This is a genomic window from Microbacterium meiriae (assembly GCF_025143875.1).
Taxonomy (GTDB): domain Bacteria; phylum Actinomycetota; class Actinomycetes; order Actinomycetales; family Microbacteriaceae; genus Microbacterium; species Microbacterium meiriae.
In genome coordinates, this window is sequence record NZ_JAMBDU010000027.1 from 25,693 (window position 1) to 52,594 (window position 26,902).

At 68.4% G+C, this 26,902-nt stretch carries 27 protein-coding genes and 1 pseudogene; 9 read left to right on the forward strand and 19 right to left on the reverse strand.

From position 1 onward, the window contains the following. The first annotated feature begins 26 nt into the window (after positions 1-26). Positions 27-977 carry a 5'-3' exonuclease gene (locus M4D53_RS14580; protein ID WP_259954715.1) on the forward strand — a complete coding sequence of 317 codons (951 nt, stop codon included), beginning with the start codon at positions 27-29 and terminating at the stop codon, positions 975-977. 12 nt (positions 978-989) lie between these two features. On the opposite strand, the gene M4D53_RS14585 is transcribed toward M4D53_RS14580, so the two are convergent. Then, entirely contained in the window at positions 990-1,976 is a 987-nt protein-coding gene (locus M4D53_RS14585) for a PHP domain-containing protein (RefSeq protein WP_187661769.1), read from the reverse strand. A gap of 2 nt (positions 1,977-1,978) precedes the next feature. Beyond that, entirely contained in the window at positions 1,979-3,049 is a 1,071-nt protein-coding gene (gene trpD / locus M4D53_RS14590; RefSeq protein WP_187661770.1) for an anthranilate phosphoribosyltransferase, read from the reverse strand. Between the two features lie 192 nt (positions 3,050-3,241). Here trpD and ctaE point away from each other — a divergent pair, with 192 nt between their 5' ends. The 7 genes from ctaE to M4D53_RS14625 all read left to right on the forward strand — a co-directional run bounded on the left by ctaE (position 3,242) and on the right by M4D53_RS14625 (position 9,026). Next, on the forward strand, positions 3,242-3,895 hold the full coding sequence (ctaE, locus tag M4D53_RS14595; RefSeq protein WP_101845082.1) for an aa3-type cytochrome oxidase subunit III: 654 nt from the start codon (positions 3,242-3,244) through the stop codon (positions 3,893-3,895). A gap of 20 nt (positions 3,896-3,915) precedes the next feature. Then, the gene (qcrC, locus tag M4D53_RS14600; protein WP_187661771.1) at positions 3,916-4,716 is read left to right on the forward strand and encodes a cytochrome bc1 complex diheme cytochrome c subunit; all 801 of its coding nucleotides are present in this window, start codon (positions 3,916-3,918) and stop codon (positions 4,714-4,716) included. Positions 4,717-4,752: 36 nt separating this feature from the next. Further along, positions 4,753-5,829 (forward strand): cytochrome bc1 complex Rieske iron-sulfur subunit, encoded by a 1,077-nt coding sequence (qcrA, locus tag M4D53_RS14605; RefSeq protein ID WP_187661772.1) that lies wholly within the window; start codon positions 4,753-4,755, stop codon positions 5,827-5,829. Further along, a complete protein-coding gene (gene qcrB, locus M4D53_RS14610) occupies positions 5,826-7,640 on the forward strand; it encodes a cytochrome bc1 complex cytochrome b subunit (protein ID WP_259954717.1) in 1,815 nt (604 codons plus the stop codon). Before qcrA ends, qcrB begins: the two co-directional genes overlap by 4 nt. 77 nt (positions 7,641-7,717) lie before the next feature. Beyond that, positions 7,718-8,005 carry a Rid family hydrolase gene (locus M4D53_RS14615; RefSeq protein WP_259954718.1) on the forward strand — a complete coding sequence of 96 codons (288 nt, stop codon included), beginning with the start codon at positions 7,718-7,720 and terminating at the stop codon, positions 8,003-8,005. Beyond that, positions 8,002-8,529, forward strand: a complete 528-nt coding sequence (locus M4D53_RS14620) for a GNAT family N-acetyltransferase (RefSeq protein ID WP_259954720.1) — start codon at positions 8,002-8,004, stop codon at positions 8,527-8,529. The genes M4D53_RS14615 and M4D53_RS14620 overlap by 4 nt, the downstream gene beginning before the upstream one ends. A gap of 77 nt (positions 8,530-8,606) precedes the next feature. Further along, positions 8,607-9,026, forward strand: coding sequence for a rhodanese-like domain-containing protein (locus tag M4D53_RS14625; RefSeq protein WP_187661776.1), 420 nt, complete (start codon positions 8,607-8,609; stop codon positions 9,024-9,026). 63 nt (positions 9,027-9,089) lie between these two features. Here the strand turns inward: M4D53_RS14625 and M4D53_RS14630 are convergent, their stop codons facing one another. From M4D53_RS14630 to M4D53_RS14650, 5 genes are all read right to left on the reverse strand, one after another. Beyond that, complete coding sequence (locus M4D53_RS14630) at positions 9,090-9,524, reverse strand: cytochrome c oxidase subunit 4 (RefSeq protein ID WP_025105064.1); 435 nt, start codon at positions 9,522-9,524, stop codon at positions 9,090-9,092. Positions 9,525-9,527: 3 nt separating this feature from the next. Further along, complete coding sequence (gene ctaD / locus M4D53_RS14635; RefSeq protein ID WP_187661777.1) at positions 9,528-11,261, reverse strand: aa3-type cytochrome oxidase subunit I; 1,734 nt, start codon at positions 11,259-11,261, stop codon at positions 9,528-9,530. Between the two features lie 3 nt (positions 11,262-11,264). Continuing rightward, the gene (gene ctaC, locus M4D53_RS14640) at positions 11,265-12,161 is read right to left on the reverse strand and encodes an aa3-type cytochrome oxidase subunit II (RefSeq protein ID WP_187661778.1); all 897 of its coding nucleotides are present in this window, start codon (positions 12,159-12,161) and stop codon (positions 11,265-11,267) included. Positions 12,162-12,300: 139 nt separating this feature from the next. Further along, a complete protein-coding gene (gene erpA / locus M4D53_RS14645; RefSeq protein ID WP_187661779.1) occupies positions 12,301-12,663 on the reverse strand; it encodes an iron-sulfur cluster insertion protein ErpA in 363 nt (120 codons plus the stop codon). A gap of 66 nt (positions 12,664-12,729) precedes the next feature. Beyond that, on the reverse strand, positions 12,730-14,133 hold the full coding sequence (locus M4D53_RS14650) for a dipeptidase (protein ID WP_187661780.1): 1,404 nt from the start codon (positions 14,131-14,133) through the stop codon (positions 12,730-12,732). Positions 14,134-14,178: 45 nt separating this feature from the next. Here M4D53_RS14650 and M4D53_RS14655 point away from each other — a divergent pair, with 45 nt between their 5' ends. Then, complete coding sequence (locus M4D53_RS14655; RefSeq protein WP_259954721.1) at positions 14,179-14,751, forward strand: DUF3043 domain-containing protein; 573 nt, start codon at positions 14,179-14,181, stop codon at positions 14,749-14,751. On the opposite strand, the gene M4D53_RS14660 is transcribed toward M4D53_RS14655, so the two are convergent. The 12 genes and pseudogenes from M4D53_RS14660 to M4D53_RS14715 form a co-directional block, all read right to left on the reverse strand. After that, positions 14,726-15,763: a quinone-dependent dihydroorotate dehydrogenase gene (locus tag M4D53_RS14660; RefSeq protein WP_259954722.1), complete on the reverse strand. Its 1,038-nt coding sequence runs from the start codon at positions 15,761-15,763 to the stop codon at positions 14,726-14,728. The two genes, M4D53_RS14655 and M4D53_RS14660, sit on opposite strands and share 26 nt — an antisense overlap. A 10-nt stretch (positions 15,764-15,773) precedes the next feature. Beyond that, a complete protein-coding gene (gene nrdR, locus M4D53_RS14665; RefSeq protein ID WP_187661782.1) occupies positions 15,774-16,244 on the reverse strand; it encodes a transcriptional regulator NrdR in 471 nt (156 codons plus the stop codon). Between the two features lie 10 nt (positions 16,245-16,254). After that, entirely contained in the window at positions 16,255-17,559 is a 1,305-nt protein-coding gene (gene hisD, locus M4D53_RS14670; RefSeq protein ID WP_259954723.1) for a histidinol dehydrogenase, read from the reverse strand. A gap of 1 nt (position 17,560) precedes the next feature. After that, entirely contained in the window at positions 17,561-18,808 is a 1,248-nt protein-coding gene (locus tag M4D53_RS14675) for a hypothetical protein (protein ID WP_259954724.1), read from the reverse strand. 67 nt (positions 18,809-18,875) lie between these two features. Next, positions 18,876-22,394: a DNA polymerase III subunit alpha gene (gene dnaE, locus M4D53_RS14680; RefSeq protein ID WP_259954726.1), complete on the reverse strand. Its 3,519-nt coding sequence runs from the start codon at positions 22,392-22,394 to the stop codon at positions 18,876-18,878. 74 nt (positions 22,395-22,468) lie between these two features. Further along, the gene (locus tag M4D53_RS14685; RefSeq protein ID WP_259954728.1) at positions 22,469-23,050 is read right to left on the reverse strand and encodes a GNAT family N-acetyltransferase; all 582 of its coding nucleotides are present in this window, start codon (positions 23,048-23,050) and stop codon (positions 22,469-22,471) included. Positions 23,051-23,103: 53 nt separating this feature from the next. Continuing rightward, positions 23,104-24,024: an RluA family pseudouridine synthase gene (locus tag M4D53_RS14690; protein WP_259954730.1), complete on the reverse strand. Its 921-nt coding sequence runs from the start codon at positions 24,022-24,024 to the stop codon at positions 23,104-23,106. Positions 24,025-24,026: 2 nt separating this feature from the next. Next, complete coding sequence (lspA, locus tag M4D53_RS14695; RefSeq protein ID WP_396817685.1) at positions 24,027-24,599, reverse strand: signal peptidase II; 573 nt, start codon at positions 24,597-24,599, stop codon at positions 24,027-24,029. A 9-nt stretch (positions 24,600-24,608) separates the two neighbouring features. Continuing rightward, entirely contained in the window at positions 24,609-25,208 is a 600-nt protein-coding gene (locus tag M4D53_RS14700) for a DivIVA domain-containing protein (RefSeq protein WP_187661788.1), read from the reverse strand. Positions 25,209-25,389: 181 nt separating this feature from the next. After that, complete coding sequence (locus M4D53_RS14705; RefSeq protein WP_187661789.1) at positions 25,390-25,689, reverse strand: YggT family protein; 300 nt, start codon at positions 25,687-25,689, stop codon at positions 25,390-25,392. 3 nt (positions 25,690-25,692) lie between these two features. After that, the gene (locus tag M4D53_RS14710) at positions 25,693-26,166 is read right to left on the reverse strand and encodes a cell division protein SepF (protein ID WP_259954731.1); all 474 of its coding nucleotides are present in this window, start codon (positions 26,164-26,166) and stop codon (positions 25,693-25,695) included. 43 nt (positions 26,167-26,209) lie between these two features. Further along, positions 26,210-26,833: pseudogene (locus M4D53_RS14715) on the reverse strand (YggS family pyridoxal phosphate-dependent enzyme); the annotation flags it as partial. Between the last annotated feature and the right edge of the window lie 69 nt (positions 26,834-26,902).

Genomic DNA, 26,902 nt, shown 5'->3' on the forward strand with positions numbered 1-26,902 from the left:
GATGGGACACGCTCTACCCTGAATCCATGACCCGCGCCGAACGCCTCATGCTGCTCGACACCGCCAGCCTCTACTTCCGCGCGTTCTATGGGGTGCCCGACAAGGTCACAGCCCCGGACGGGTCCCCGATCAACGCCGCACGCGGCCTGCTGGACATGATCGCCAAGCTGGTGACGACCTACCAGCCGACCCACGTCGTGGCGTGCTGGGATGACGACTGGCGTCCGCAGTGGAGGGTCGACCTCATCCCCAGCTACAAGACGCACCGCGTGGTCGAGGTCGTCACCGGTGCGCCGGACGTCGAGGAGGTCCCCGACCCGCTGGAGGCGCAGATCCCCTTGATCCGGGAGACGCTCGCCGCCATCGGCATCCCCATCGTCGGCGTCGCCGAGCATGAGGCGGACGATGTGATCGGCACCCTCGCGACGAACGCGACGATGCCGGTCGACATCGTGACCGGCGATCGCGACCTCTTCCAGCTCGTCGACGACGCCCGGGACGTCCGGGTGATCTACACGGCCCGCGGCATGAGCAATCTCGAACTCGTCACGGACGCGACGGTCGTCACGAAGTACGGTGTCCTGCCGACGCAGTACGCGGACTTCGCGACGATGCGCGGGGACGCGTCGGATGGGCTCCCCGGTGTCGCCGGCATCGGCGAGAAGACGGCCGCCACGCTCCTGCAGAAGCACGGCGATCTGCTCGGTATCCGCGAGGCCGCGGACGCGGGTGAGGGCATGAGCGCGGGCATCCGCGCGAAGATCCTCGACGCGCAGGCCTACCTGGACGTCGCTCCGACCGTCGTCGCCGTCGCCACGTCGCTCCCGATCACCGCCCCGGGTGTCGCCCTGCATGCCCTCACGCCGGACGAGGCCGAGGCGGCCACGGCCCTCGCCGAGCGCTGGAACCTCGGCAGCTCCATGGCCCGCGCCGTCACCGCGGTCACCGAGGCGGCGAAGGCGGTCGCGGACGCCTGACGAGGGCGCCCGTCACTCCGCCCAGGCGAGCAGACGCGACAGGCCCCACGTGGTGACGATGCGTGATGCCGGCACCCCGGCACGCTCCGCCCGCTCGGCTCCGTGGTCCAGGAGCGACAACTGGCCGGGGGCGTGTGCGTCGGAATCGATGGAGAACAGGCAACCGGCGTCGAGCGCGATCGCGATGAGCTCGTCCGGCGGATCCTGACGCTCGGGACGGGAGTTGATCTCCACGGCGACCCCGTTCTCCGCACAGGCCGCGAAGACGGCCGCGGCGTCGAAGGCCGAAGGCGGGCGCGTGCCACGGTCCCCCTGCACGAGACGACCCGTGCAATGCCCGAGGACGTTCACCCGCGGATGCGACACCGCGGCGATCATCCGCTTCGTCATCGCCCGGCCGTCCATGCGCAGCTTCGAGTGCACGGAGGCGACGACCACATCCAGCTCAGCGAGCACGGCGTCGTCCTGATCGAGGGCGCCGTCTTCGAGGATGTCCACCTCGATGCCGGCGAGCAACGTGAATCCGTCCCCCGACTGCGCCCGCACCTGCGGGATCTGCTCACGCAGCCGTTCCACCGAGAGACCTCGGGCCACGCGGAGGCGCGGCGAATGATCCGTGATGGCCTGGTACTCATGCCCCTGCGCGCGGGCTGCGGCGGCCATCACCTCGATGGAGGTCGTCCCGTCTGACCACTCGGTGTGAGCGTGCAGGTCCCCGCGCAGCTTTCCACGGAGCGCAGACACCCGCTCAGGCTCGACGTCCCCGCGCAGTTCGATCAGATACTCCGGCACGTCACCGGCCTGAGCCTGCCGGATGACGGCGAAGGTCGACTCGCCGATGCCCTTGGCCGCCCGAAGACGGGTCGGGTCGTCCTGCACATCGGCAGGGAGGTCCTGGAATGTCGCGGCCGCCTGACGGAAGGCCTTGGCCCGGTAGCGTGACGCCCGCTCCCGCTCCAGCAGCGAGGCGATCTCGAGCAGCGCGTCGACCGGATCCATGGTCACTCCTGAGGGGCCGCCAGCTCGCGGCTCACGCCGATCCACTGGTCGAGCTTGGCCAGTGCACTCCCGTCGTCCACGGCAGCGGATGCACGGGCGAGCCCGTCGCGGAGGCGCTCGAGGATCGGCCGCTGCACCTGGGTCGCGTCCTGGGAGAGCTCGAAGGCGACGATCCCGGCGGCGGCGTTCAGGAGCACGATGTCCCGGACGGGCCCCTGCTCCCCCGCGAGCGTCCGCCGGAGCACGTCCGCGTTGTGGGCGGGAGACCCGCCGATGAGGTCGGACAGGTCGGCGAGGGGGATGCCCAGGTCGCGCGGGTCGAGATCGTGTTCATGGATGTCCCCGCGGGTGACCTCCCAGATCCTGCTGTGCCCTGTGGTCGTCAGCTCGTCCAGGCCGTCGTCGCCGCGGAACACCAGCGCCGTGGCCCCCCGCGTGCGGAAGACGCCGGTGATCAGCGGCACCCGCTCCATCTGTGCCACGCCGACCGCGTTCGCCTCCGCGCGCGCCGGGTTGCACAGCGGACCGAGCATGTTGAACACGGTCGGCACGCCGAGCTGCGACCGGACGGCACCCGCGTGCTTGAACCCGGGATGGAAGGCCCCGGCCCAGGCGAAGGTGATGCCTGTCCGGTCGAGGATCGAGGCGACGGCCGCCGGGTCGAGCGAGAGCTCGAGGCCGAGCGCACCGAGGACGTCGGAGGAGCCGGACGCGGAACTCGCCGCCCGATTCCCGTGCTTGACCACCGGGATGCCTGTCGCGCCGATGATCACGGCCGCCGTCGTCGAGACGTTCACCGTACCCACGCGGTCCCCACCCGTGCCGACGATGTCCAGCACATTCGGGGAGACCGGAAGCGGCACGGCCGCTTCGAGGATGGCGTCACGGAAGCCGACGATCTCATCGATCGTCTCGCCCTTCGCGCGCAGCGCCACGAGGAACCCCGCGAGCTGCGCCTCGGAGACCCCACCCTGCATGATCTGCCGCATGGCCCAGGTGGACTCCCAGACGCTGAGGTCGCGACGCTCCAGGAGAGAGGTGAGCACGTCGGACCAGGTCAGGGAATCAGCCATGTGTGCGATCCTATCGGCGCGGAGAAAACGTGCAGTGCGATCCGAGCGGGCGCGCAGACACCGAATGTGCGGCGTTTCCCGCGTATTCACCGGGTATTCGCAGTGTTTTCTTAGGGTCCCCTAAGTCACCGACGGGCGAATCGAGGGCCGGGGGTGCAAGAATCACGCTCGCGGATCGGCCATAATGGAGGGGTGACGACCTCAGCGACGTATGCCCCGGCGGCGAGAACCATCAAGCGGCCCAACCCGGTAGCTGTCGGCACCATTGTGTGGCTCGGCAGCGAGGTGATGTTCTTCGCGGGACTCTTCGCGATCTACTTCACCCTCCGCAGCACCTCACCCGAGCTGTGGGCCGACCGTACCGAGCTCCTGAACGTCCCCTTCGCGGCAGTGAACACGGCGATCCTCGTGCTCTCCTCGTTCACCTGCCAGATGGGTGTGTTCGCGGCGGAGGACCTGCAGCCGTACAAGATCGGCAAGGGACAGAAGAACGGCGCCGGCCGCCGTCGCCTGTTCGGCTGGGGCATGGTCGAGTGGTTCTTCCTCACCTTCGCCCTGGGCGCGATCTTCGTCTCCGGCCAGGTCTGGGAGTACGCACAGCTGGTCGCGGAGGGCATGCCCATCCAGGCTGACGCCTACGCCTCGGCCTTCTACCTGACCACCGGCTTCCACGCCCTCCACGTCACCGGCGGACTCGTCGCGTTCCTCCTGGTGATCGGCCGCGCGTACGCCGTCAAGAACTTCCGGCACAAGGAGGCGACCTCCTCGATCGTGGTGTCCTACTACTGGCACTTCGTCGACGTCGTCTGGATCGTGCTGTTCTTCGTTATCTACTTCCTGAAATAAGAGCGGAGCTGATCCCCGAGATGGCACGAGAGAAGAAGCGCCGTTCGAGCGGTCGTCGCAGCCCACTGGCGGCGGCCGCGCTCATCGGAGCAGGCCTCATGATCACCGGCGCTGTGTACGCGGGTGCGACCGCGGCATTCGCCGCCAACGACGCGCCCACGGCATCGACGCAGCTGACGGTCGAGGACGGCGAGAAGCTGTTCACGGCCAACTGCGCTACCTGCCACGGCCTCGACCTGGAGGGCACCCCCAACGGCCCGAGCCTCTACGGCGTCGGCGAGCTCGCGGTGGAGTTCCAGGTGTCGACCGGCCGCATGCCGCTGCAGATGCAGGGACCGCAGGCCCCGCAGAAGGAGCCGCAGTTCACCGAGGAGCAGATCCTCGCGATGGCGGCCTACGTGCAGTCCGAGGCCCCCGGACCGGAGTTCCCCTCCGAGAAGATCCTCGACGGCGAGGGCGACGTGGCGCACGGCGCCGAGCTCTTCCGCGTCAACTGCGCGATGTGCCACAACGTGGCCGCCGCCGGTGGCGCACTGACCGAGGGCAAGTACGCTCCGGCGATCACCGAGACCAGCGCGCTGCACATCTACGCCGCCATGGTCACCGGCCCGCAGAACATGCCGGTCTTCGGCGACATGAACCTGTCCGACGAGGACAAGCGCGACATCATCTCGGCTCTGCTCTTCCAGCAGCAGTCCGTCCAGATCGGCGGCTTCTCCCTCGGCTCGCTCGGACCGGTCTCCGAGGGCCTGTTCGTGTGGATCTTCGGTATCGGCGCTCTGGTCGCCATCACCGTGTGGATCACGGCGAAGTCCAACTGACGCTTATTCATCGAAGAGGAACGTACGAGGAGCACCATGGCACACGACGACGACTCGCAGGCTCTTGACAGGGCCTACCAGCCCTCTCCGGGGCTGGGTGTCGCAGTCAGCGATCCCGTGCAGAACCCCGGTCTTCCGCCGCACCGCGAGCGGATGACCGACAAGGACCCGCGCGCCGAGAAGACCGCGGTCCGCACCGTCTACACGCTGTTCTACCTGTCCCTCGCCGGGAGCATCTGGGCGGTCGCCGCCTACATGCTGTTCCCGATCGAGAGCGGCGCGCTCATCGACATCCGTCAGAACAACCTCTTCATCGGTCTCGGCATCGCGCTCGCGCTGCTGGCCCTCGGAATCGGTGCCATCCACTGGTCCAAGGCGCTGATGTCCGACAAGGAGTTCATCGAGCACCGCCACCCCACCCGGGGCAAGGACTCCACGCGTGAGGCCGCCATCAAGGCGTTCTCCGACGCGAACGAGGAGTCCGGGTTCGGACGCCGCACGATGATCCGCAACTCGCTGTTCGCCGCGATCGTGGCGTCGATCATCCCCGGCGTGACGCTGTTCCGCGGCCTCGCTCCGCACTCGACGCCGGACGACCCCACCGCGGGCGACCCGGTCGCGCTGCTGAAGCACACGATGTGGGACGAGGGCATGCGCCTGGTGCGCGACCCGGACGGCACCCCCATCCGCGCAGCGGACGTGACGCTCGGCTCCGCCTTCCACGTCATCCCCGAGGACCTCGCGGAGCTCGGGCACGACGAGGGCTACCTCGAGGAGAAGGCCAAGGCCATCGTGCTGATGATGCGCCTCCGCCCCGAGCAGCTCACTGAGGCCGAGGACCGCAAGGACTGGTCCTACGACGGCATCGTCGCCTACTCCAAGGTCTGCACGCACGTCGGCTGCCCCGTCGCGCTGTACGAGCAGCAGACCCACCACCTGCTGTGCCCGTGCCACCAGTCGCAGTTCGACGTCACGGACCACGCGAAGGTCATCTTCGGCCCGGCCGCCCGGCCGCTGCCCCAGCTGCCCATCACCGTGGATGACGAGGGCTACCTCATCGCACGCAGCGACTTCACCGAACCCGTCGGCCCGAGCTTCTGGGAGCGCCATTGAGCACCGCAACGCTGTCCAAGGACGAGAAGGACACCAAGGCGCCTCTCGGCGGCCGTTTCGTCGGCGCCGCGTCGAACTACATCGATGAGCGCACCAGCCTCTCGGGCTTCGTCAAGGAGCTCGGTCGCAAGATCTTCCCCGACCACTGGTCGTTCATGCTCGGTGAGATCGCGCTCTGGAGCTTCGTCGTCGTGTTCCTCTCCGGAACCTTCCTGACGTTCTTCTTCCAGGCCTCCATGGTGGAGACCCACTACACCGGCGCATACGCCCCCATGCGCGGCATCGCGATGTCGTCGGCCCTCGAGTCGACGCTGCACATCTCGTTCGACCTCCGCGGCGGTCTGCTGGTCCGCCAGATCCACCACTGGGCCGCGCTGGTGTTCATCGCCGGAATCGGTGTGCACATGCTCCGCGTGTTCTTCACGGGTGCGTTCCGCAAGCCGCGCGAGCTCAACTGGGTGATCGGCTTCGTGCTGTTCATCCTCGCGATGGCGGAGGGCTTCACCGGCTACTCGCTCCCCGACGACCTGCTCTCGGGTAACGGCCTCCGGATCATCGACGGCATGATCAAGGGTCTCCCGCTGATCGGCACCTGGACCTCGTTCCTCCTCTTCGGCGGCGAGTTCCCCGGTACCGACATCGTCGGACGCCTGTACACCCTGCACATCCTGCTGCTGCCGATGCTGGTCATCGCCTTCATCGCCGTGCACCTGATGCTCATGATCATCAACAAGCACACGCAGTTCGCCGGCCCCGGCCGGACGAACGACAACGTCGTGGGCTACCCGATGATGCCGGTCTACATGTCCAAGATGGGCGGCTACCTGTTCATCGTCTTCGGCACCATCGTGCTGATCGCGACGTTCTTCCAGATCAACCCGATCTGGAACTACGGACCGTACGACCCCTCCCCCGTCTCGGCGGGTACGCAGCCCGACTGGTACATCGGCTTCGCGGACGGCGCGCTCCGTCTGGCGCCGTCGAACTGGGACATCGTGTTCCTCGACCACACCTGGTCGTTCGGCATCCTGGCCCCGGTCGCCGTGCTCGGCCTGTTCATCGTCATCGTCGCGATCTACCCCTTCATCGAGGCGTGGGTCACCGGTGACAAGCGTGAGCACCACATCGCCCAGCGCCCGCGCAACGCGGCCACCCGCACCGCGATCGGCGTCGCCGGCGTCATCTTCTACGCGGTCCTGTGGGCGGCGGCCTCGTCCGACCTCATCGCGACGCACTTCATGCTCACCATGGAGGGTGTGATCCACACGCTGCAGGCGCTGCTGTTCCTCGGCCCGATCATCGGCTACTTCGTCACGAAGCGCATCTGCATCGCGCTCCAGAAGAAGGACCGCGAGATCGTCCTGCACGGCTTCGAGTCGGGCCGCATCGTGCGTCTCCCCGGCGGCGAGTTCATCGAGGTGCACCAGCCGGTCGACAAGTACGACCGCTGGAAGCTCATCGACATCGACGGTTACGAGCCGCTCGTCGTCCGTCCGAACGCGAAGGGCCGCATCCCGTGGACGGAGAACCTCCGCTCGGCGATGTCGCGTTGGTTCTTCGAGGATCGCCTCGCCCCGCTCACGCAGGCCGAGATCGATGCCGCGGACGCTCACCAGCACCACGTCACCGAGGGCAACGAGGCGGCGGAGGTCGCAGAGATCCAGGGCGCTCATGAGCGTGCCGGCTTCCCCGACGCCCCGCTCACTGTCGACGAGACGCACGTCGATGAGACTCCGAACACGCCCAGCTCGGTGATCTCCACCGAGCCGGTCAAGAAGCCTCGGAAGAAGAAGTCGGAGGACGACGAGTAATCGTCACCCCCCTCGTGAAGGCCCCGTCCGCTCGGACGGGGCCTTCGTCGTCTTCGCCCCGATGAGAGGATCGAATCATGTCATCCGTCGTCCGTCTCCTCCACGCACCCCAGCTCGCCGATGCCCCCGACGCCTATGCAGCCACCGCACCCGCGGACGCCCGTCTCGTCTTCCTCGCCGGAGCCTGCCCCCTCGAGGATGACGGCACGGCCACGGCTCCGGGCGACGACGCAGCGCGGGCCGCGGGGTGCGTGGAGACCGTGGAGCAGGCTCTCCAGGCCGCCGGCGCCACCCTGATGGATGTCATCAGTACGCGGGTCCTGGTGGCCTCTTCCGCGCAGCGCGAGCTCGTCACCGCCCGATGAGGCCACTCATCCGGTTCGCGACCGCCGCCGACCACGTCGTTCTCGAAGAGCTCGAGCGCGCCGCCGACCTCATCCTGATCGAGCGTTTCGGGGCGCGGTCGTGGCCACCCCCCACCTCGAACGAGGAACGCCAGGATGCCCCGGGGTTCGTCCTGGTGGCGGCTCTCCCCTCCCCCGCCGACGAGCATGCCGGCGATCCCGCGACGCCCGTCGGCTTCGCGCACGTCCTCGAGGTGGACGGGGAGGCGCACCTGGAGCAGCTCTCCGTGCGCCCGGAGCACGCCCGCCGCGGCGTCGGACGCGCGCTGGTGGTGGCCGCGCAGGAGGAGGCGCGACGTCGAGGCCATCGGCGCCTCACCTTGCGCACCTACGCGGACGTGCCGTGGAACGCCCCCTTCTACGCCCGGTGCGGCTTCGAGGAGTCCGCGCCGGACACCGACTTCCTGCGCGCGCTCGTCGGCGTCGAAGAACGGCTGAACCTCTCCGTCCACGGCCGACGGATCCAGATGACCGCACCGCTCTGAGGAGGATCGGCAGGATTCGTGCGATGCGCGACGGGAACACTCATCCGTGCGGCGCCCACGTTCCGTAATCTGAACTCATGATCGACCGTGCCGACTACTTCGCTGCCCGCCTCGCCTATGAGACCGACCCGAGCGACGTCCATGCTGATCGCGCCGCTGGCCGCCCCCTCGTCGTGGTCGACGTGCGCTCGACCGAAGCATGGGCTCAAGGGCGCGTCGCCGGAGCCGTCCACATGCACCACAGCGAGATCGCGGACAGGGCGCCGCGAGAGATCCCCCGCGACGCCGACGTGGTCGTGTACTGCTGGAGCCCGGGGTGCAACGGTGGTGTGCGCGGTGCGCTCGAGTTCGCGCGCCTCGGCTATCGCGTGCGCGAGATGATCGGCGGCTTCGAGTACTGGGTCCGCGAGGGGTACCCCGTCGAAGACGCCGACGGCGTGCACCATCGCCCGATCGACCCGCTCACCGGCATCCCCCGGATCCGTACCCGGGCTTGACCACGGCGCCCAAACGAGGAAGGCCCCCGGAGTGATCCGAGGGCCTTCCTCGTGTGCGGGGACTCAGCGGGCGAAGTTACCGCGGTAGTACTCGTAGACCCAGCCGACGATGGCGACCACGAAGATGGCCAGACCGATCGGGAGGAGGAAGTGCCCGACCGCGAGGCCCACGACGAACACGCCGGCCGATGCCGCGAGGACCAGCGGCCACCAGGACCACGGGCTGAACTCGCCGAGCTCGGGGTCGCCGTCGTCGATGTCCGACGTGAGGATGTCCTCAGGCAGCTCGCCGTTCTGCGCCTTGTGCGTCCGGTCCAGGTAGAACGCGACCATGGCGCCCATGAAGGCCGAGAAGAACAGGGCGACCGTGCCGACCCACTCGATCTGGTTCACGAGCGGAAGGCCGGGGTGAGCCAGGATGTTCCAGCCGGTGTAGACGACGCCGACGAGGGCGAAGAACGCGGTCAGGACCCACCAGATGATGACGTTGTCGCGCATGACTCAGTGGCCCTCTCGCTCGCCGGGTGCGGTGGTCGCGAACTCCGCGGCCTCCGGGTGGTTCAGGTCGAAGGCCGGACGCTCGCTACGGATGCGCGGGATCGACGTGAAGTTGTGCCGCGGCGGCGGGCACGAGGTGGCCCACTCGAGCGAGGCGCCGTAACCCCACGGGTCGTTCACCGTGACCTTGGGCGCCTTGCGTGCCGTGATCCAGACGTTCAGGAAGAACGGCAGCATCGAGGCACCGAGGATGATCGCGCCGATCGTGGAGACCTGGTTCTGCCAGGTCCAACCGTCCGCCGCGGAGTAATCCGCGTAGCGCCGGACCATGCCGTCGACACCGAGCCAGTGCTGGATGAGGAAGGTCATGTGGAAGCCCACGAACAGCATCCAGAAGTGCACGTAGCCGAGGCGCTCGTTGAGCATGCGGCCCGTCCACTTCGGCCACCAGAAGTAGAAGCCGGCGAACATGGCGAACACCACCGTGCCGAACACCACGTAGTGGAAGTGCGCCACGACGAAGTACGAGTCGCTGAGGTGGAAGTCCAGCGGCGGGGCCGCGAGGATCACACCGGTGAGACCACCGAAGACGAACGAGACGAGGAAGCCCAGTGCGAACACCATCGGCGTCTCGAAAGTCACCGAACCTCGCCAGAGCGTGCCGATCCAGTTGAAGATCTTCACACCCGTCGGCACCGCGATGAGCATCGTCATCAGGGCGAAGAACGGCAGGAGCACCGAGCCGGTGACGTACATGTGGTGCGCCCACACGGCCACGGACAGCGCGGCGATGGCGATCGTCGCGTAGACGAGGGTCTTGTATCCGAAGATCGGCTTCCGGCTGAACACCGGGAAGATCTCCGAGACGATGCCGAAGAACGGCAGCGCGATGATGTAGACCTCGGGGTGGCCGAAGAACCAGAACAGGTGCTGCCAGAGCAGGACTCCGCCGTTCTGCGGATCGTAGATGTGGGCACCGAGCACACGGTCGGCGGCGGCGGCGAAGATCGCCGCGGCCAGGACCGGGAAGGCCATCAGGATCAGCAGGCTGGTGATGAGCGTGTTCCAGCTGAAGATCGGCATGCGCCACATCGTCATGCCGGGCGCGCGCATCGTGATGATCGTCGTGATGAAGTTCACTGCACCGAGGATCGTGCCGAAGCCCGAGATGCCGAGACCGAGCATCCACAGGTTTCCGCCCGCTCCTGGCGAGAACGACGCGTTGGCCAACGGCTGATAGGCGAACCACCCGAACGAGGCCGCACCCTGCGGGGTGAGGAAGCCGGCGACCGCGATGGTCGAGCCGAACAGGAACAGCCAGAACGCGAAGGCGTTCAGACGCGGGAAGGCGACGTCCGGAGCACCGATCTGCAGCGGCAGGATCGCGTTGGCGAAGCCGGCGAACAGCGGCGTCGCGAACATCAGCAGCATGATCGTGCCGTGCATCGTGAACAGCTGGTTGTACTGCTCCTTCGTCGGGACGATCTGCATCCCCGGAGCGAACAGCTCAGCACGGATGACAAGCGCCATCACGCCACCGAGGAGGAAGAACATCACCGAGGCGATGAGGTACATGTACCCGATCGTCTTGTGGTCAGTGGAGGTGATCCACTTGACGACGATGTTGCCCTTCTGCTCCACGCGCGAGGAGCTCATCAGAGCGGCCTGACGCGCGGGCAAGGTGGTGGGACGGGAGCGGGGTGCCTCGTCGGTGCGAGGAGCTTCAGTGGTCGACATGGCTTACTCCTCTCCTTCCTCGGTTTCGGTCTTCCCGGAGGTGCCGGGGAGGTTCGAGAGACGGTCGTACGCGTCGGTGATGTCCCCGGTGTTGCCCTCTTCCTCGAGGGACTCGAGGTAGGCGTCGTACTCGTCCTGCGAGACGACCTTCACGTTGAAGAGCATCATCGAGTGGTACTCGCCGCAGAGCTCGGCGCACTTGCCGGCGTACTCGCCCTCGCGGGTGGGGATGAAGGACCAGGAGTTGTCCTTCCCGATGAACATGTCCTTCTTGTAGAGGAAGTCGATGATCCAGAAGGAGTGGATGACATCGCGCGACTGGAGGTTGATCGTGACCTTCTGGTCGACCGGGAGCACCAGCGTCGGCAGCTCGGACTGGTCGATGTTGCCTGCGGCGTCCGGCTGGGCCTGGATGCCCATCGTCCAGACGGTGTCCTCTTCGGTCTCACCGTTGTACTGGAAGTCCCACGCCCACTGCTTGGCGATCGCGGTGATCTCGACGTCGGGGTCATCCCACTTCGTCTCGATCTCGGTCTGATCGCGAGCCGTGAAGAAGAACATGCCGAGCACGAGGATGAGCGGCACGATCGTGTAGAAGATCTCGATCGGCATGTTGTAGCGCATCTGCACCGGGAGGCCGGTCTGGCCCTTGCGCCGGCGGTACGCGATCGCAGCCCAGGCCATGAGGCTCCAGGTGACGACGCCGACCGCGAGGAGAACGATCCAGGAGTTCACCCAGAGGGACGAGACGCGCTCCGTCTGGTTGGTTGCTGCCGGACCACCGTCCACGAAGCCCGGAAGAAAGCCGTTCAGCTCGGTGGGAGTACATCCCGCCAGAGCCACAGCTGCCACAACTCCCACAGGGAGTGCGGCCCAACGAAGGCGGCGTTTCGAGGGCACGATGCACCTTTCAGATCGCGGACAAGGCATGTTCAAGTCTAGAGCAACCTCACACCTGATTCATGCCAACCATGCAGGTTGAGAAGCGGAACGGCCGCCGTCACGCGAGGTGACGACGGCCGTTCGCGGGAAGAACCTGTCAGTGGAAGCTGTCGCCGCAGGCGCAGCTGCCCGCCGCGTTCGGGTTGTCGATCGTGAAGCCCTGCTCCGAGATGGTGTCCTTGAAGTCGATCGAGGCGCCGTCGAGGTAGGGAACGCTCATGTTGTCGACGATGACCTCGACGCCGTCGAAGTCGACCGTCTCGTCCCCCTCGAGGAAACGCTCGTCGAAGTAGAGCTGGTAGATCAGGCCCGAGCAGCCGCCGGGCTGCACGGCGACGCGCAGACGCAGGTCGTCGCGGCCCTCCTGCTCCAGGAGGTTCTTCACCTTCGTAGCGGCGGCGTCCGTCAGCTTGACGCCGTGTGCGCTGGTGGTCTCTGCGGACAGGATGGTGTCGCTCATGTCGCTCCTCATGACGGGCCGGGTACGGGCTCTTCGACGATTCTACCGCCGGTGGGGACGGAAGGCTCAGATCTCACGCGCGTTCATACGGGCGAGCAGCAGCGCCTCGGTCGCCACGGCGTGCCGGAAGGTGTCCAGATGCAGCGACTCGTTGGGGCTGTGCGCGCGGGAGTGCGGATCCTCCACGCCGGTGACGAGGATCTGCGCCTCGGGGAACTCCCGCACGAGATCCGCGATGAACGGGATCGACCCGCCGACACCGAGATCCACCGGGGGCACACCGTACCCGTCCCGCATGGCATCCCTGGTGAGCGCGACGGCCCACCCGCTCGTGTCCACGAGGAAAGGGTTGCCGAGGTCCACGTCGGAGAAGGTCAGCTCGGCACCGAAGGGCGCGTGTGCGCGGAGGTGACGCTCGAGAGCCTCGTACGCGTCCTGGCCGGACTGTCCGGGGGCCACACGCGCGCTGATGACCACGGTCACCTCAGGGAGCAGGGTGTTCGAAGCCGCGGCGACGCTCGTCGCATCGATGCCGATGACCGTGACGGAGGGCTTGTTCCAGATGCGGCTGAGGATCGTGCCGTCACCGATGGGCGTGGTCCCCGGCAGGAGCCCGGCCTCGTCGCGCAGCGTCTCCTCGGTGTACTCGGGGGTCTCGGCGTCCCGCGCCGTCATCCCCTCGACGGCGACGGAGCCGTCCTCGTGCCACAGTGTGGCGAGGAGCCGCACGGTCGCCATCATGGCATCGGGCACCGCTCCGCCGAACATCCCGGAGTGCGAGGCGTGGTCGAGCGTGCGCACCTTCATGGTGAAGCGCGCGTTGCCACGGAGCGAGACGGTCAGGCCGGGCGTGACCGAGTCCCAGTTGCCGGAGTCCGCGACCACGATCGCGTCGGCGCGGAGGGCGTCCTTGTTGTCGGAGAGGAACTGGGCGAAGGACCGCGAACCGTACTCCTCCTCCCCCTCGACGAACATCGCGATGCCGAGGTCGAGGTCGTCGCCGAGCACCTCCGCGACCGCGCGGATCGCCCCGATGTGCGCCATGATCCCCGCCTTGTCGTCTGCGGCGCCGCGGCCGTACAGGCGGCCGTCCCGCACGGTGGGCTCGAACGGCGGCGTCTCCCACAGGGCGTCGTCCCCCGGAGGCTGCACGTCGTGGTGGGCGTAGAGGAGGATCGTCGGCTTGCCATTCCGGGCCGCGCGCGTCGCGAGCACCGCGGGCTGACCCTGCTCGTCGGTGCCGGGGATGTCGGCACGGAGCACGGTCACCTCGTCGAAGACGCCGGTGCCACGCGCGAGGGTGGCGACGGCGTCGGCGCTGCGCTCCAGCTGCGTCTGATCGAAGGCAGGCCAGGCCATGCCGGGGATGCGCACGAGGTTCCCGAGGTCCGACAGCGCGGAGGGGATACCGGTGGCGACGGCTTCGAGGACGGCGGCGTCGGACTCGCTGGGAAGAGCAGGTGAGGTCATGCGAGTAATCTTAAGGCGACCCACCCCAGCGAACCGAGGAACCTCGTGGCCACTACCCCCGCCTCCCCTTCGACGAACGACGACGCCCCCCAGACGCCTGCCGTCGGCAAGGGACGCGCGACGCCGACCCGCGCCGAGCAGGAGGCCGCCCGTCGCCGCCCCCTCGTGGCGAACACCAAGGAGGCCAAGGCCGCGGCCCGCGCCGAGCTCAACGAGCGCCGCGCGAAGGCGCAGGCGGGCATGGCCGCAGGCGAGGAGAAGTACCTCCCCGCGCGCGACAAGGGCCCGCAGCGTCGGTGGGTGCGCGACTACGTGGACGCCGGCTGGCACCCCGCCGAGTTCGTCATGGGGGTCATGGTGCTCGTCATCCTGGCCTCGCTGCTGCCGACGAACATGATGATCTCGTTCTACGCGTACCTGTTCATGATGGCGTACCTCGTCATCGCGATCGGCGGCATGATCCTCCTCGGCATGCGGGTCAAGCGCAAGGCGGCCGCGAAGTTCGGCAACGACCGCGTCGAGAAGGGCCTCGGCTGGTACGCGGGTATGCGCGCCCTGCAGATGCGCTTCATGCGCCTGCCGAAGCCGCAGGTCAAGCGCGGGCAGTACCCGGACTGACCAGTCCCCGGTTGATCTCGCGGCCCCAGAACGGTCCGCGGTAGAGGAACGCCGTGTAGCCCTGGACCAGGGTGGCCCCGGCATCCAGACGCTCCTGCACATCCGCCGCCGTCTCGACACCGCCCACCGCGATCACGCAGAAGTCCTCGGGGACCGCGGTGCGGACGACCCGGAGGACCTCGAGCGACCGCTTCTTGAGCGGAGCACCGGAGAGACCGCCCGCGCCGGCCGCCTCGACAGCGGCCGCATCGGTGCGGAGCCCGTCCCGGCTGATCGTCGTGTTGTGCGCGATGATGCCCGCGAGCCCCTCCTCGACGGCGAGGCGCGCGATCGCGGCGATCTCGTCATCCGGCAGATCGGGGGCGATCTTCACGAGCAGCGGGGTCGCCCCGGCTGCCTCGCGGACGGCCCGCAGCAACGGCGCCAGCGTCTCGACGGCCTGCAGACCGCGAAGTCCAGGGGTGTTCGGCGACGAGACGTTGACGGCGAGGTAGTCGGCGAGCGGGGCCAGTCGGGTGGCCGACGCGACATAGTCCGCCACGGCGTCCTCGACGTCCACCACACGGCTCTTGCCGATGTTGACGCCGATCACCGTGTCGGGCGCGCCACGACGAAGCCGTGCGAGACGACGGGCTGCGGCATCCGCACCACGGTTGTTGAAGCCCATGCGGTTGATCACCGCGCGGTCCTCGACCAGTCGGAACAGCCGGGGCTTCGGATTGCCCTCCTGCGGGACGGCCGTGACCGTTCCGACCTCGACGTGCCCGAAGCCGAGGGCTGCCAGGCCACGGACGCCGACGGCGTTCTTGTCGAACCCGGCCGCAACGCCGAACGGCGAAGGGAACGTCAGCCCCAGCGCCTCGACCCGCAGGGAGGGGTCGGGCCGGGTCATCGCGCGCGTGGCCCACGAGAACGGCGGCACACCGAGCACGCGGATCACCGCCATACCGGCGTGGTGGGCGAACTCGGGATCGAAGCGCGAGAGGACGGCGCGGAAGAGCAGCGGATACATCCCTGCCAGATTACCGGTCCGCCGCCTCCGCCTTGGCGTGGTCGGCCCGGAGGTCGCCGATGGCGGACTCGAAGTCCTCGAGCGAGTCGAACGCCTGATAGACGCTCGCGAAGCGGAGGAACGCGACCTCGTCGAGCTCCCGGAGCGGTCCGAGGATCGCGAGGCCGATCTCGTTCGTGTCGAGCTGGGAGACACCGGTCTGCCGGACCGCCTCCTCCACGCGCTGCGCGAGGATCGCGAGGTCTGCCTCGGTCACGGGACGCCCCTGACAGGCCTTCCGCACTCCGGAGATGACCTTCTCCCTGCTGAACGGCTCCATGACGCCCGAGCGCTTGATGACGTTCAGGCTCGCGGTCTCCGTCGTCGAGAAACGTCCCCCGCATTCCGGACACTGGCGACGACGACGGATGGAGAGCCCGTCGTCGCTGGTGCGCGAGTCGATGACCCGGGAATCGGGGTGACGGCAGAAGGGGCAGTGCATCTGACAGATCCTACGCGGTGAAACGGGCCTCGATCGCCTCGCCGTGGGCGGGGAGCACCTCGGTGTCGGCCAGCGCGACGACGCCGTCCCGGACGGCGGCGAGGGCGTCGCGGTCGTACGACACGACCTGCTGCGGGCGGAGGAACGTGTACGCACCGAGGCCCGGGGCGTAGCGCGCCTGACCGCCCGTCGGCAGAACGTGGTTGCTGCCGGCCATGTAGTCGCCGAGACTGACCGGCGTCTGATCGCCGACGAACACGGCACCCGCGCTCGTGAAGACGGCGGCCGCCTCCTCCGCGTCGGCGAGGTGCAGTTCCAGGTGCTCCGGGGCGTAGGCATTGCTGAACGCGATCGCCGCCGCCCTGTCGTCCACGAGCACGATCGCCGACTGCGGCCCGGACAACGCCGCCGCGACGCGCTCGCTGTGCCGGGTGCGCGCAGCCTGCCGTTCGACCTCGGCCCTGACCTGCTCGGCGATCTCCACCGCGTCGGTCACGAGGACGGCCGAGGCCTGCTCGTCGTGCTCGGCCTGGCTGACGAGGTCGGCGGCGATGAGACGGGGGTCGGACGCGGCGTCCGCGACGACGAGGATCTCGGTCGCGCCGGCCTCGGAGTCCGTGCCGACGACCCCGGCCACGGCACGCTTCGCCGACGCGACGTAGTTGTTGCCCGGTCCGGATACCACGTCGACCGGATCGAGTCCCAGGCTCGCGACGCCGTGGGCGAGTGCTCCGATGGCTCCGGCCCCGCCCATCGCATAGACCTCGGAGACGCCGAGCAGCGCCGCCGCGGCGAGGATCGTCGGGTGGACACGGCCGTCCTGATCCGCCTGCGGCGGCGAGGCGAGGGCGATCTGCTGCACCCCGGCGACCTGCGCGGGGACGACGTTCATGACCACGCTGGACGGGTAGACGGCTTTGCCCCCGGGGATGTACACCCCGACGCGAGACACCGGCTGCCACCGCTGCGTGATGGTCGCTCCCTCGCCGATCCGCGTCACCTGCGGGGCGGGGACCTGCGCGGCCGAGGCGAGACGCACACGGCGGATGGCCTCCTCGAGCGCTGCGCGGACCGTGGGAGTGAGATCCGACAGGGCTTCCGCGAGGTGGGACTCCGGAACACGAACCGCGTGACCGACGACGCGGTCGAAGCGCTCCGCCTGCTCGCGCAGCGCGTCCTCGCCGCGTTCCCGCACGTCGTCCACGAGGCGCGCCGCGGTGTCGAGCGCCTCGGCCCGAGCCTGGGTCGCGCGCGGGACGGCGGCGAGCATGTCAGCGGGCGAGAGCTCGCGCCCCCGCAGATCGATCGTGCGCATGTCAGCCCTTCGTGATGCCGGCGATGTCGTGGAGGTAGCCGATACGGCCGTCGTCGTGACGCACGACGAAGGCGCCGCCCCGGTCCTCGATCACGAGTGCCCAGGCGGTCGGGCCGATGCGGAAGATCGGCTCTCCGCGTTCGTCGTGCACGTCGCGCTCCGTCGGGGCGAGGATCCAGAAGGGCTGCGCCTCAGCAGCACTCTGTCGCGGAGCGGCAGCCTGCGGATCGGCGTGGTCGCTGATCACCGGGTGCACAGCGGTCGCGTCGTCCGGTGTCGGCTCCTGGGCGGCGGCGAGCTCCTCCTCGGAGAGTGCCTTGGCGCCGAGCAGCGACTCGATGCTGCCGGTGTCGGACACGATCTCGGGCTGCTCCCCGCGGGAACGCCGCGAGTAGACCGGGGTGTACTCGGGTTCCGAGGTGACAGGGACGGTTCCGGTCCCCCCACCCGAGGCGTGTGCGGTGAGCGGAACGCGATCCGCGTCGTCCACGGAGGCGCCGCGGTCGGCGGTGGCCGTCTCACGGACGTCGACGGCGTCGTCCTGGTCCGCGGGGGTCGGCTCGAGGTGGGCATCGGCGATCACGGCCGTCTCATCCGCCGCAGGAGAGCTCGGGGGGACGGCGTCCGCAGACGCCTCGACAGCCGCCTCGGCCGCCGATCCACTCGGCGTCGCCTCGGGACGCGGGCGTGCGATCACCGGGCGCACGGGGTTCGCGTTGCGGTGGGCGAGCGTGACGAGCCGCCCCTGGAAATCCTCCTTGAGCCCCGGGATGAGAGGCGCGAAGACGGTGAGGACGACGAGGGCGGCGGAGGTGATGACCTGCACGACCGCGTTCCAGGGCAGCCCCCAGTTCCCCGTGGAGATGACCGCCGAGAGGGCGAGCCACAGGTTGCCGGCCCACACGCAGGCCGCGACCGAGAACGCCACGGAGGCGAACTGGTCGATGCCGAGCGAACCGACGCGACGGATGCCGTCCGGCGAGAAGCGCCGGAGGACGAGGAGGAAGACGGCCACCGTGGGCACGCCGATCGGCAGGATCCACTGGATGCCGATGCCCCACAGGGAGATGCCGCCGCTGAGCGGGAAGAAGGAGACGAGGAAGGAGACCAGCCAGACGCCCACGATCATCAGCTCGCGCAGCGTGAAGCCGAGGATGCCGTACTCCGGCGTGACCTCGTCGTCGTAGAGGACGCCGTCCTCATCGCTGAACACCGCTTCGGCGTCCGGCTCGGGAAGATCCGTGCTCATAGTCGTCCTTTCCTCGTCGGCGCACCACGACTCTCCGGTGCTCTCGACGGCTCCCGATCCTACCCGCTCACCCCAGACAGGTCGGTCCGAGCAGAGACTTGAGGTCACCGAAGAGGTCGGCCGAGACCTTCACCGGCATGGGCACCTCGAACACCTTCGCCGTGCCCGCGCGGTGCACGCGGAGCAGCACCTCGGTGTCCCCGCTGTGCCGCCGGAGGACCTCGGCCAGCTCCGTCATGACCCGCTCGGTGGCGCGCTGCTCGGCGAGGACGAGCGACAGCGGGCCTGCAGCGTCGAAGGAGCCGATGTCGGGTGCGAACGCGGACTGCGCATGCAGGTTCAGCCCGTCGTCACGGCGTGAGACCCGTCCACGCACCGCGAGGATGGCGTCCTGCTGCAGGGTGTGCTGGAACTCGAGGTAGGTCTTGCCCATGAACATCACGGTGACCTCACCGTTGAAGTCCTCCACGGTGATCATGCCGTACGGGTTCCCACTCGCCTTCGCCACACGATGCTGCACGCTGGTGACGAGGCCGGCCACGGTGACCTGATCACCGTCCTGCAGATCCTCGGAGTTGTTGAGGTCGTGGATGGAGATCGAGGCGTGCTTCGCGAGCGGCACCTCGAGACCGGCGAGCGGATGATCCGAGACGTAGAGGCCGAGCATCTCGCGCTCGAACGCGAGCTTGTCCTTCTTGATCCATTCCGGACGTGGGGGCACCTTCGCGGGCGCCGCCTCCTCCATACCGTCGTAGAGACTGTCGAAATCGAAGCCGATGGCGCCCTGCGCCTCGTTCCGCTTCCTGTCGACCGCCGCCTCCACGGCGTCTTCATGGATCTCGAGGAGCGCCCGGCGGGTGTCCCCCATCGAGTCGAAGGCACCAGCCTTGATGAGCGATTCGACCGTGCGCTTGTTGGCGACGTGCAGGGGAACCTTGTCGAGGAAGTGATGGAAGGACGTGAACCGCTCGTCCTTGCGGGACTGCACGATGCCGTCGACGACGTTCGTGCCGACGTTGCGGACCGCGCCGAGACCGAAGCGGATGTCGTCGCCGACGGCCGCGAAGAAGTTGATCGACTCGGAGACGTCCGGCGGCAGCACCTTGATGCCCATCCGGCGGCACTCGTTCAGGTAGAGCGCCATCTTGTCCTTCGAGTCGCCGACGCTCGTCAGGAGCGCGGCCATGTACTCGGCCGGGTAGTGCGCCTTGAGGTACGCGGTCCAGTACGACACGAGACCGTACGCAGCGGAGTGCGCTTTGTTGAAGGCGTAGTCGGAGAACGGCAGGAGGATGTCCCAGAGCGCCTTGACCGCCCCCTCGCCGAAGCCGCGTTCGGTCATTCCGGCCGCGAACCCCGCGTACTGCTTGTCCAGCTCGGACTTCTTCTTCTTGCCCATCGCGCGGCGCAGGATGTCGGCTTGACCGAGGCTGAATCCGGCGACCTTCTGCGCGATCGCCATGACCTGCTCCTGGTAGATGATGAGTCCGTAGGACTCCTCCAGGATCTCCGCGAGCGGTTCCGCCAGTTCGGGATGGATCGGGGAGATCTCCTGCTGACCGTTCTTGCGCAGCGCGTAGTTGGTGTGGGAGTTCGCTCCCATCGGTCCAGGACGGTACAGCGCGATGAGGGCCGAGATGTCGCCGAAGTTGTCCGGCTTCATGAGTCGCATGAGCGAGCGCAGCGGCGGGCTGTCGAGCTGGAACACGCCGAGGGTGTCGCCACGGGCCAGCAGTTCGTAGACGGCGGGGTCATCGAGCCCGAGGTGCTCCAGATCGAGCTCCTCGCCGCGGTTCATCCGGATGTTGTCCAGCGCGTCCGAGATGATCGTCAGGTTCCGGAGGCCCAGGAAGTCCATCTTGATGAGGCCGAGGGACTCGCACGACGGGTAGTCGAACTGCGTGACGATCTGGCCGTCCTGCTCCCGGCGCATGATCGGGATGATGTCGAGCAGGGGCTCGGACGACATGATGACGCCGGCGGCATGCACGCCCCACTGCCGCTTCAACCCCTCGAGCCCGAGAGCCCGGTCGAAGACGGTCTTCGCCTCCGGATCGGTCTCGATGAGGGCGCGGAACTCGCTGGCCTCCTTGTAGCGGGGGTGCGCGGAATCGAACATGCCGTCTAGCGGCATGTCCTTGCCCATCACCGCCGGGGGCATCGCCTTGGTGAGCCGCTCCCCCATGCTGAACGGGAACCCGAGCACGCGACCGGCGTCCTTGAGGGCCTGCTTCGACTTGATCGTGCCGTAGGTGACGATCTGCGCGACGCGCTCGGAGCCGTACTTCCGGGTCACGTACTCGATGACCTCGCCGCGGCGACGATCGTCGAAGTCGACGTCGAAGTCGGGCATCGAGACGCGGTCGGGGTTGAGGAAGCGCTCGAAGATCAGACCGTGCTCGAGGGGATCGAGATCCGTGATCTTCATCGCGTAGGCGACCATCGAGCCGGCACCGGAGCCACGACCCGGGCCGACGCGGATGCCGTTGTCCTTCGCCCAGTTGATGAAGTCGGCGACGACGAGGAAGTAGCCGGGGAAGCCCATCTGCAGGATGATCCCGGTCTCGTACTCGGCCTGCTTGCGCACCTTGTCCGGGATGCCGCTGGGGTACCGGTAGTGGAGGCCCTTCTCGACCTCCTTGATCAGCCAGCTGTCCTCGGTCTCGCCGTCCGGGACCGGGAACCGCGGCATGTAGTTCGCCGAGGTGTTGAACTCGACCTCGCAGCGCTCGGCGATCAGGAGCGTGTTGTCGCAGGCCTCCGGGTGGTCCCGGAAGAGCTGCCGCATCTCGGCGGCGGTCTTGATGTAGTAGCCGTCGCCGTCGAACTTGAAGCGGTTCGGGTCGTCGAGCGTGGAGCCGGACTGCACGCATAGCAGGGCAGCGTGGGCGTCGGCCTCGTGCTGGTGGGTGTAGTGCGAGTCGTTGGTGGCCACGAGCGGGATGCCGAGGTCTTTCGCGAGCCGCAGCAGATCGGTCATGACACGGCGCTCGATGGAGAGACCGTGGTCCATGATCTCGGCGAAGTAGTTCTCCTTGCCGAAGATGTCCTGGAACTCCGCCGCCGCGGCCCTGGCGGCGTCGTACTGGCCGAGCCGGAGCCGGGTCTGCACCTCCCCCGACGGGCACCCCGTCGTGGCGATGAGACCCTTTCCGTAGGTCTGGAGCAGCTCGCGGTCCATGCGGGGCTTGAAGTAGTAGCCCTCCATGCTCGACAGCGAGCTCAGCCGGAAGAGGTTGTGCATGCCCTCGGTGCTCTGGCTCCACATGGTCATGTGGGTGTAGGCGCCCGAACCCGAGACGTCGTCGCTGCGCTGGTCCGCCGAGCCCCACTGCACCCGGGTCTTGTCGCTGCGGTGCGTGCCCGGGGTGACGTAGGCCTCGAGACCGACGATGGGTTTGATGCCGGCGTTGCGCGCGGCGTTGTAGAACTCGAACGCCGCGAAGGTGTTCCCGTGGTCCGTCACCGCGATCGCCGGCATGCCGTAATCGGCGGCCGCCTGGGTCATCGCGTTGATCTTCGCGGCCCCGTCGAGCATCGAGTACTCGCTGTGCACGTGCAGGTGGACGAAGGAGTCGGATGCCATGCTTCGAGTCTACGTTCGGCCCCGGACACCGGCATGCGTCGCGCTCCCTCAGCGAGCGCGCCGCGGAACCCGGTTCACGCGTCCTCGCGGAGGTCCAGCCGCATGAGCACGCGGGGGAACCCGTCGAGCACCGAGCCCGTGTCCGCGACCTTGCGGAATCCCGCGCTCTCGAAGAGACGCCGCGTGCCCACGTACGCCATCGTCAGGTTCACCTTCGCCCCGGCGTTGTCGACCGGGTACCCCTCGACGGCGGGGGCGCCGCGCTCTCTGGCGTAGGCGACGGCTCCCTCGATGAGCGCATGCGACACGCCCTGCTTGCGGTGCCCCGGCCGGACTCGGAAGCACCACAGCGACCACACGTCGAGGTCGTCGACGTGCGGGATGAGGCGGTTGCGCGCGAAGCTCGTGTCGCGCCGAGGATGCAGCGCCGCCCAGCCGACCGGCTCGTCGTCGAGGTAGGCGAGCACACCGGGAGGAGGGTCCTGGTGGCAGAGCTCGCGCACCCGGTCGGCACGCGCGGGACCGCGCAGGGAGACGTTCTCCTTGTTGCCGATCCGGTAGCTCAGACAGAAGCAGACGTTCGACGTCGGCTTCTTCGGTCCCACCACCGCCGCGACGTCGTCGAAGACCGTCGCCGGACGCACCACGATGCTCATGCGGTCAGTGTGGCGGAGACCACCGACACCGCGGAAGCGACGCTCCGCGGGACCTATTCTCCGCGGAGCACGTCCAGTGCGTGCTGGAAGTCGTCCGGATAGGGCGAGGTGAACTGCACCCAGTCCCCCGTCGTCGGATGCGCGAAGGCGAGCTGATGCGCGTGCAGCCACTGCCGGGTGAGACCGAGCCGGGCGGACAGCGTCGGGTCGGCACCGTACAGCGGATCGCCGACACACGGGTGGCGGTGCGCGGCCATGTGCACGCGGATCTGGTGGGTGCGGCCCGTCTCCAGGTGGATCTCGAGCAGGGAGGCACCGGGGAACGCCTCGAGGGTCTCGTAGTGCGTCACGGAGGGCTTGCCGTCCGGGACGACCGCGAACTTCCAGGAGTGGTTCGGGTGCCGACCGATCGGGGCGTCGATCGTACCCACGAGCGGGTCCGGATGCCCCTGCACCACCGCGTGATAGACCTTCTCGACCGTGCGCTCCTTGAACGCTCTCTTCAGCGCGGTGTAGGCGGCCTCGCTCTTGGCGACGACCATGAGCCCGCTCGTCCCCACGTCCAGCCGGTGCACGACGCCTTGACGCTCCGGCGCGCCGCTCGTGGCGACGCGGAACCCGGCGGCGGCGAGAGCACCGACGACCGTGGGGCCCTCCCACCCGAGCGAGGGATGGGCGGCGACGCCGGTCGGCTTGTCGACGACGACGATGTCGTCGTCGTCGTACACGATGCCGAGCTCGGGCACCGCGATCGGGACGATCTTCGGCCCCTCCTTCGGCTCCCACTCGACGTCGAGCCAGGCACCGCCACGCAGGCGGTCCGACTTGTCGAGGGTGACGCCGTCCAGGCGGACGCCGCCCGATCCGGCCACCTCGGCCGCGAAGGTCCGCGAGAACCCGAGGAGCTTGGCGAGGGCGGCGTCGACGCGCGTGCCATCGAGCCCGTCCGGGACGGGCAGCGACCGGGACTCCACGCTCAGCGCCCCTCGGACGCGGCGGCCGCCTCGGCGTCCTCGTCGGTCTCGACCGGGGCGTGGTCCTTCTCCCGCGTGCCGTCGAAGCGCAGTCCGAACACGACGAGCAAGGCGACCGAGATCATCCCGGTGACGATGAAGATGTCGGCGACGTTGAAGATGGCCGGCATCATCCACGGCATGGAGATCATGTCGACCACGTGGCCGACGGGGAAACCGGGCTCGCGGAACAGTCGGTCCGACAGATTGCCCAGCACGCCGCCGAGCAGGCAGCCGAGGACGACCGCCCAGAGGCGCGAACGCAGCCCGAACGCCTTCCAGACGATGACACCCGCCACCACGGCGAGAGCGATCGTGAAGATCCAGGTCACGCCGGAACCGAGGGAGAACGCCGCGCCGGGATTGCGCACGTAGTAGAGCTGCAGGAACTCTCCGAGAACCGGGACCTCCTCGTGCAGCGGCAGGTTCTCGATCGTGAGGTACTTCACAAACTGATCGGCGGCCAGCACGACCGCTGCGAGAATCGCAACGATCGCACCGGCCGCCGACCGACGAAGGGGACGACGTCCTGACAAGAGGGCGCCTTACAGGCCGATCGCGGAGACCGGGGTGGAGTCCGTGGACGCCGACTTCTCGTCGAGCTCGCGGAGCTGGCCCTCGATGTAGCCGCGGAGCTGCGAGCGGTAGTCGCGCTCGAAGTTGCGCAGCTCGGTGATCCGGGCCTCCAGCGTGTTGCGCTCGCGCTCGAGACGTGCGGTCTCCTCGCGCTGCTTCGCCTCGGCCTCCGTGCGGATGCGGGCGACCTCGGCCTCGGCCTCGGAGATGAGCTGGTTGCGCTTCGCCTCACCCTCGGCGACGTGCTCGTCGTGCAGACGCTGCGCGAGCTCGATGATGCCGGCGGTGGCGGTCGCGGAGCCGGTCGGTGCGGCGTCGGCAGCGGGTGCCTCGACCGCGGGGGCCGGAGCGGGAGTGGCGGCAGCCGGCTCGGCAGCGGCGGGAGCAGGGGTGGAACCCGACTCGTACGCGGCGAGCTTCGCCTTCAGCTCGGCGTTCTCCTCGAGGGCCTTGCGCCACTCGATGACGATCTCGTCGAGGAAGTCGTCGACCTCGTCCGGGTCGAAGCCGTCCTTGAAGCGGACGTGCTGGAACTGCTTGGTGACGACGTCATCCGGGGTAAGTGCCATGGGTGGCTCCTCTTTCGATGAGTTCGATTGCCAGTACCGATGTATGGCGTGTTCGTGATGTGGCGCGAACCCGGGGCGCGCACCTGGGTGCCAGCATAGCCCCCGAGCCTTGGCGTCGCGATGCCGCGACACCCAGGCTCGGACAACTCGCGGCGGTTCCCGGGCGCGACACGCGGGGTGGTCAGCGGATGAACAACCGGACGATGTTCATCAGGATCAGCACGACCAGCAGGGTCAGCGCGAAGCCGAAATCCAGCGACAGCTGGCCGATGCGCAGCGGAGGGATGATCCGCCGGAAGAACCGGATGGGCGGATCTGTGACGGTGTAGACCGCTTCAGCGGCCACGAGGCCGAAACCCTTCGGACGCCACTCCCGATTGAACATCGGGATGTAGTCGAGGATGAGCCGCGCGAAGAGCACGAGGATGTACACCAGCAGCATCAGATGGACGATGCTGGCGAGGACCGAGACCAGCTGCACGGTCTAGGAGTGGTCGAAGCCCGCAGACTCGGCGTCTGCGTGCGCGATGCCCCCGTGACCCGACACCGCGATGTTCTCCGGCGACAGCAGGAAGACCTTCGAGGTCACCCGCTCGATGCGACCGTAGAGGCCGAGGGAGAGACCGCTCGCGAAGTCGATGAGGCGGCGCGCATCGGCGTCGCTCATCTGGGAGAGGTTGATGATGACCGGGACGCCCTCGCGGAAGCTCTCCGCGATCAGCTGGGCGTCGCGGTACTGCTTCGGGTGGACGGTGAGGATCTCGTTCACGGCTCCTGCTGCGGGCTGGCGGACGGCGACGGGACGACGGAGCGGCGTGACGGGAGCCGGAGCCGGCTCTTCGCGGTCACGCTCACGCTCGCGCTGGGCACGGGCGGGCGCCGACGTCTCCTCCTCGTAGACCTCTTCCTCATCGGCGAGGCCGAGATACACCATGGTCTTCTTCAGCGGGTTACCCATCGTGTCCTCCGGTTCGAACGTTTCGGGCTGGTCTTGTCACAGGTTAGCCCCGGGCGGGGCGCGGGCCCGTGATTGCGGAACCGATCCGCAGGTGTGTCGCGCCGGCGGCGATCGCCTCGGCGAAATCGCCGGTCATCCCGGCGGAGATCCAGGTCGCCTCGGGGGCGACCGATCGCACGTCGTCGGCGATCCGCCGCAGGCGGTCGAAGGCGGCCGTGGGCTCCTCATCGAGAGGAGCCACCGCCATGACGCCGCGGAGGCGCAGTGAGGGCAGGGTGAGCACGTGCTCGGCCAACGCCACCGCGGAGGCCGGGGCGACGCCTCCGCGCCCTTCGTCCTCCGTCAGATTCACCTGCACGAGCACGTCGAGCACGTCGTCGTCCACGGCGGCTCGGTGCAGGGCGTCGGCGAAGCGGTCACGGTCGACGGAGTGGATCACGTCGGCACTCCGCCTGATCGCGGAGGCCTTGTTCGTCTGGCCCTGTCCGATGAAGTGCCACTCGAGGTCGAGACCGGCCAGCTCGGTCTCCTTGGCGGTGAGCTCCTGCTGTCGGTTCTCCCCCACCGCGTGCACTCCGAGGGCGTGCAGATCGCGCACCAGGGAGGCGGGGTGGAACTTCGTGACGACGATCCGGGTGATCTCCGCCGGCGAACGTCCGGCGGCACGGGGGGGGGGGGGGGGGGGGGGGGGGCGCGGGCGCCGCCCCCCCCCCCCCCCGCCCCCCCGGCGGGGGGG

Bases quoted from the DNA above. Each gene is read 5' to 3' on its own strand.
- M4D53_RS14700 (WP_187661788.1), bottom strand. From the start codon at position 25,208: ATGGCACTTACCCCGGATGACGTCGTCACCAAGCAGTTCCAGCACGTC.
- M4D53_RS14650 (WP_187661780.1), bottom strand. From the start codon at position 14,133: ATGACCTCACCTGCTCTTCCCAGCGAGTCCGACGCCGCCGTCCTCGAA.
- qcrA (WP_187661772.1), top strand. From the start codon at position 4,753: ATGGCACACGACGACGACTCGCAGGCTCTTGACAGGGCCTACCAGCCC.
- M4D53_RS14615 (WP_259954718.1), top strand. From the start codon at position 7,718: ATGTCATCCGTCGTCCGTCTCCTCCACGCACCCCAGCTCGCCGATGCC.
- M4D53_RS14630 (WP_025105064.1), bottom strand. From the start codon at position 9,524: ATGCGCGACAACGTCATCATCTGGTGGGTCCTGACCGCGTTCTTCGCC.
- M4D53_RS14580 (WP_259954715.1), top strand. From the start codon at position 27: ATGACCCGCGCCGAACGCCTCATGCTGCTCGACACCGCCAGCCTCTAC.
- qcrC (WP_187661771.1), top strand. From the start codon at position 3,916: ATGGCACGAGAGAAGAAGCGCCGTTCGAGCGGTCGTCGCAGCCCACTG.
- M4D53_RS14685 (WP_259954728.1), bottom strand. From the start codon at position 23,050: ATGAGCATCGTGGTGCGTCCGGCGACGGTCTTCGACGACGTCGCGGCG.
- M4D53_RS14625 (WP_187661776.1), top strand. From the start codon at position 8,607: ATGATCGACCGTGCCGACTACTTCGCTGCCCGCCTCGCCTATGAGACC.
- nrdR (WP_187661782.1), bottom strand. From the start codon at position 16,244: ATGCACTGCCCCTTCTGCCGTCACCCCGATTCCCGGGTCATCGACTCG.
- M4D53_RS14620 (WP_259954720.1), top strand. From the start codon at position 8,002: ATGAGGCCACTCATCCGGTTCGCGACCGCCGCCGACCACGTCGTTCTC.
- erpA (WP_187661779.1), bottom strand. From the start codon at position 12,663: ATGAGCGACACCATCCTGTCCGCAGAGACCACCAGCGCACACGGCGTC.
- dnaE (WP_259954726.1), bottom strand. From the start codon at position 22,394: ATGGCATCCGACTCCTTCGTCCACCTGCACGTGCACAGCGAGTACTCG.
- hisD (WP_259954723.1), bottom strand. From the start codon at position 17,559: ATGCGCACGATCGATCTGCGGGGGCGCGAGCTCTCGCCCGCTGACATG.
- M4D53_RS14585 (WP_187661769.1), bottom strand. From the start codon at position 1,976: ATGGATCCGGTCGACGCGCTGCTCGAGATCGCCTCGCTGCTGGAGCGG.
- M4D53_RS14710 (WP_259954731.1), bottom strand. From the start codon at position 26,166: ATGGGTAACCCGCTGAAGAAGACCATGGTGTATCTCGGCCTCGCCGAT.
- ctaD (WP_187661777.1), bottom strand. From the start codon at position 11,261: ATGTCGACCACTGAAGCTCCTCGCACCGACGAGGCACCCCGCTCCCGT.
- trpD (WP_187661770.1), bottom strand. From the start codon at position 3,049: ATGGCTGATTCCCTGACCTGGTCCGACGTGCTCACCTCTCTCCTGGAG.
- M4D53_RS14675 (WP_259954724.1), bottom strand. From the start codon at position 18,808: ATGAGCACGGATCTTCCCGAGCCGGACGCCGAAGCGGTGTTCAGCGAT.
- M4D53_RS14660 (WP_259954722.1), bottom strand. From the start codon at position 15,763: ATGTATCCGCTGCTCTTCCGCGCCGTCCTCTCGCGCTTCGATCCCGAG.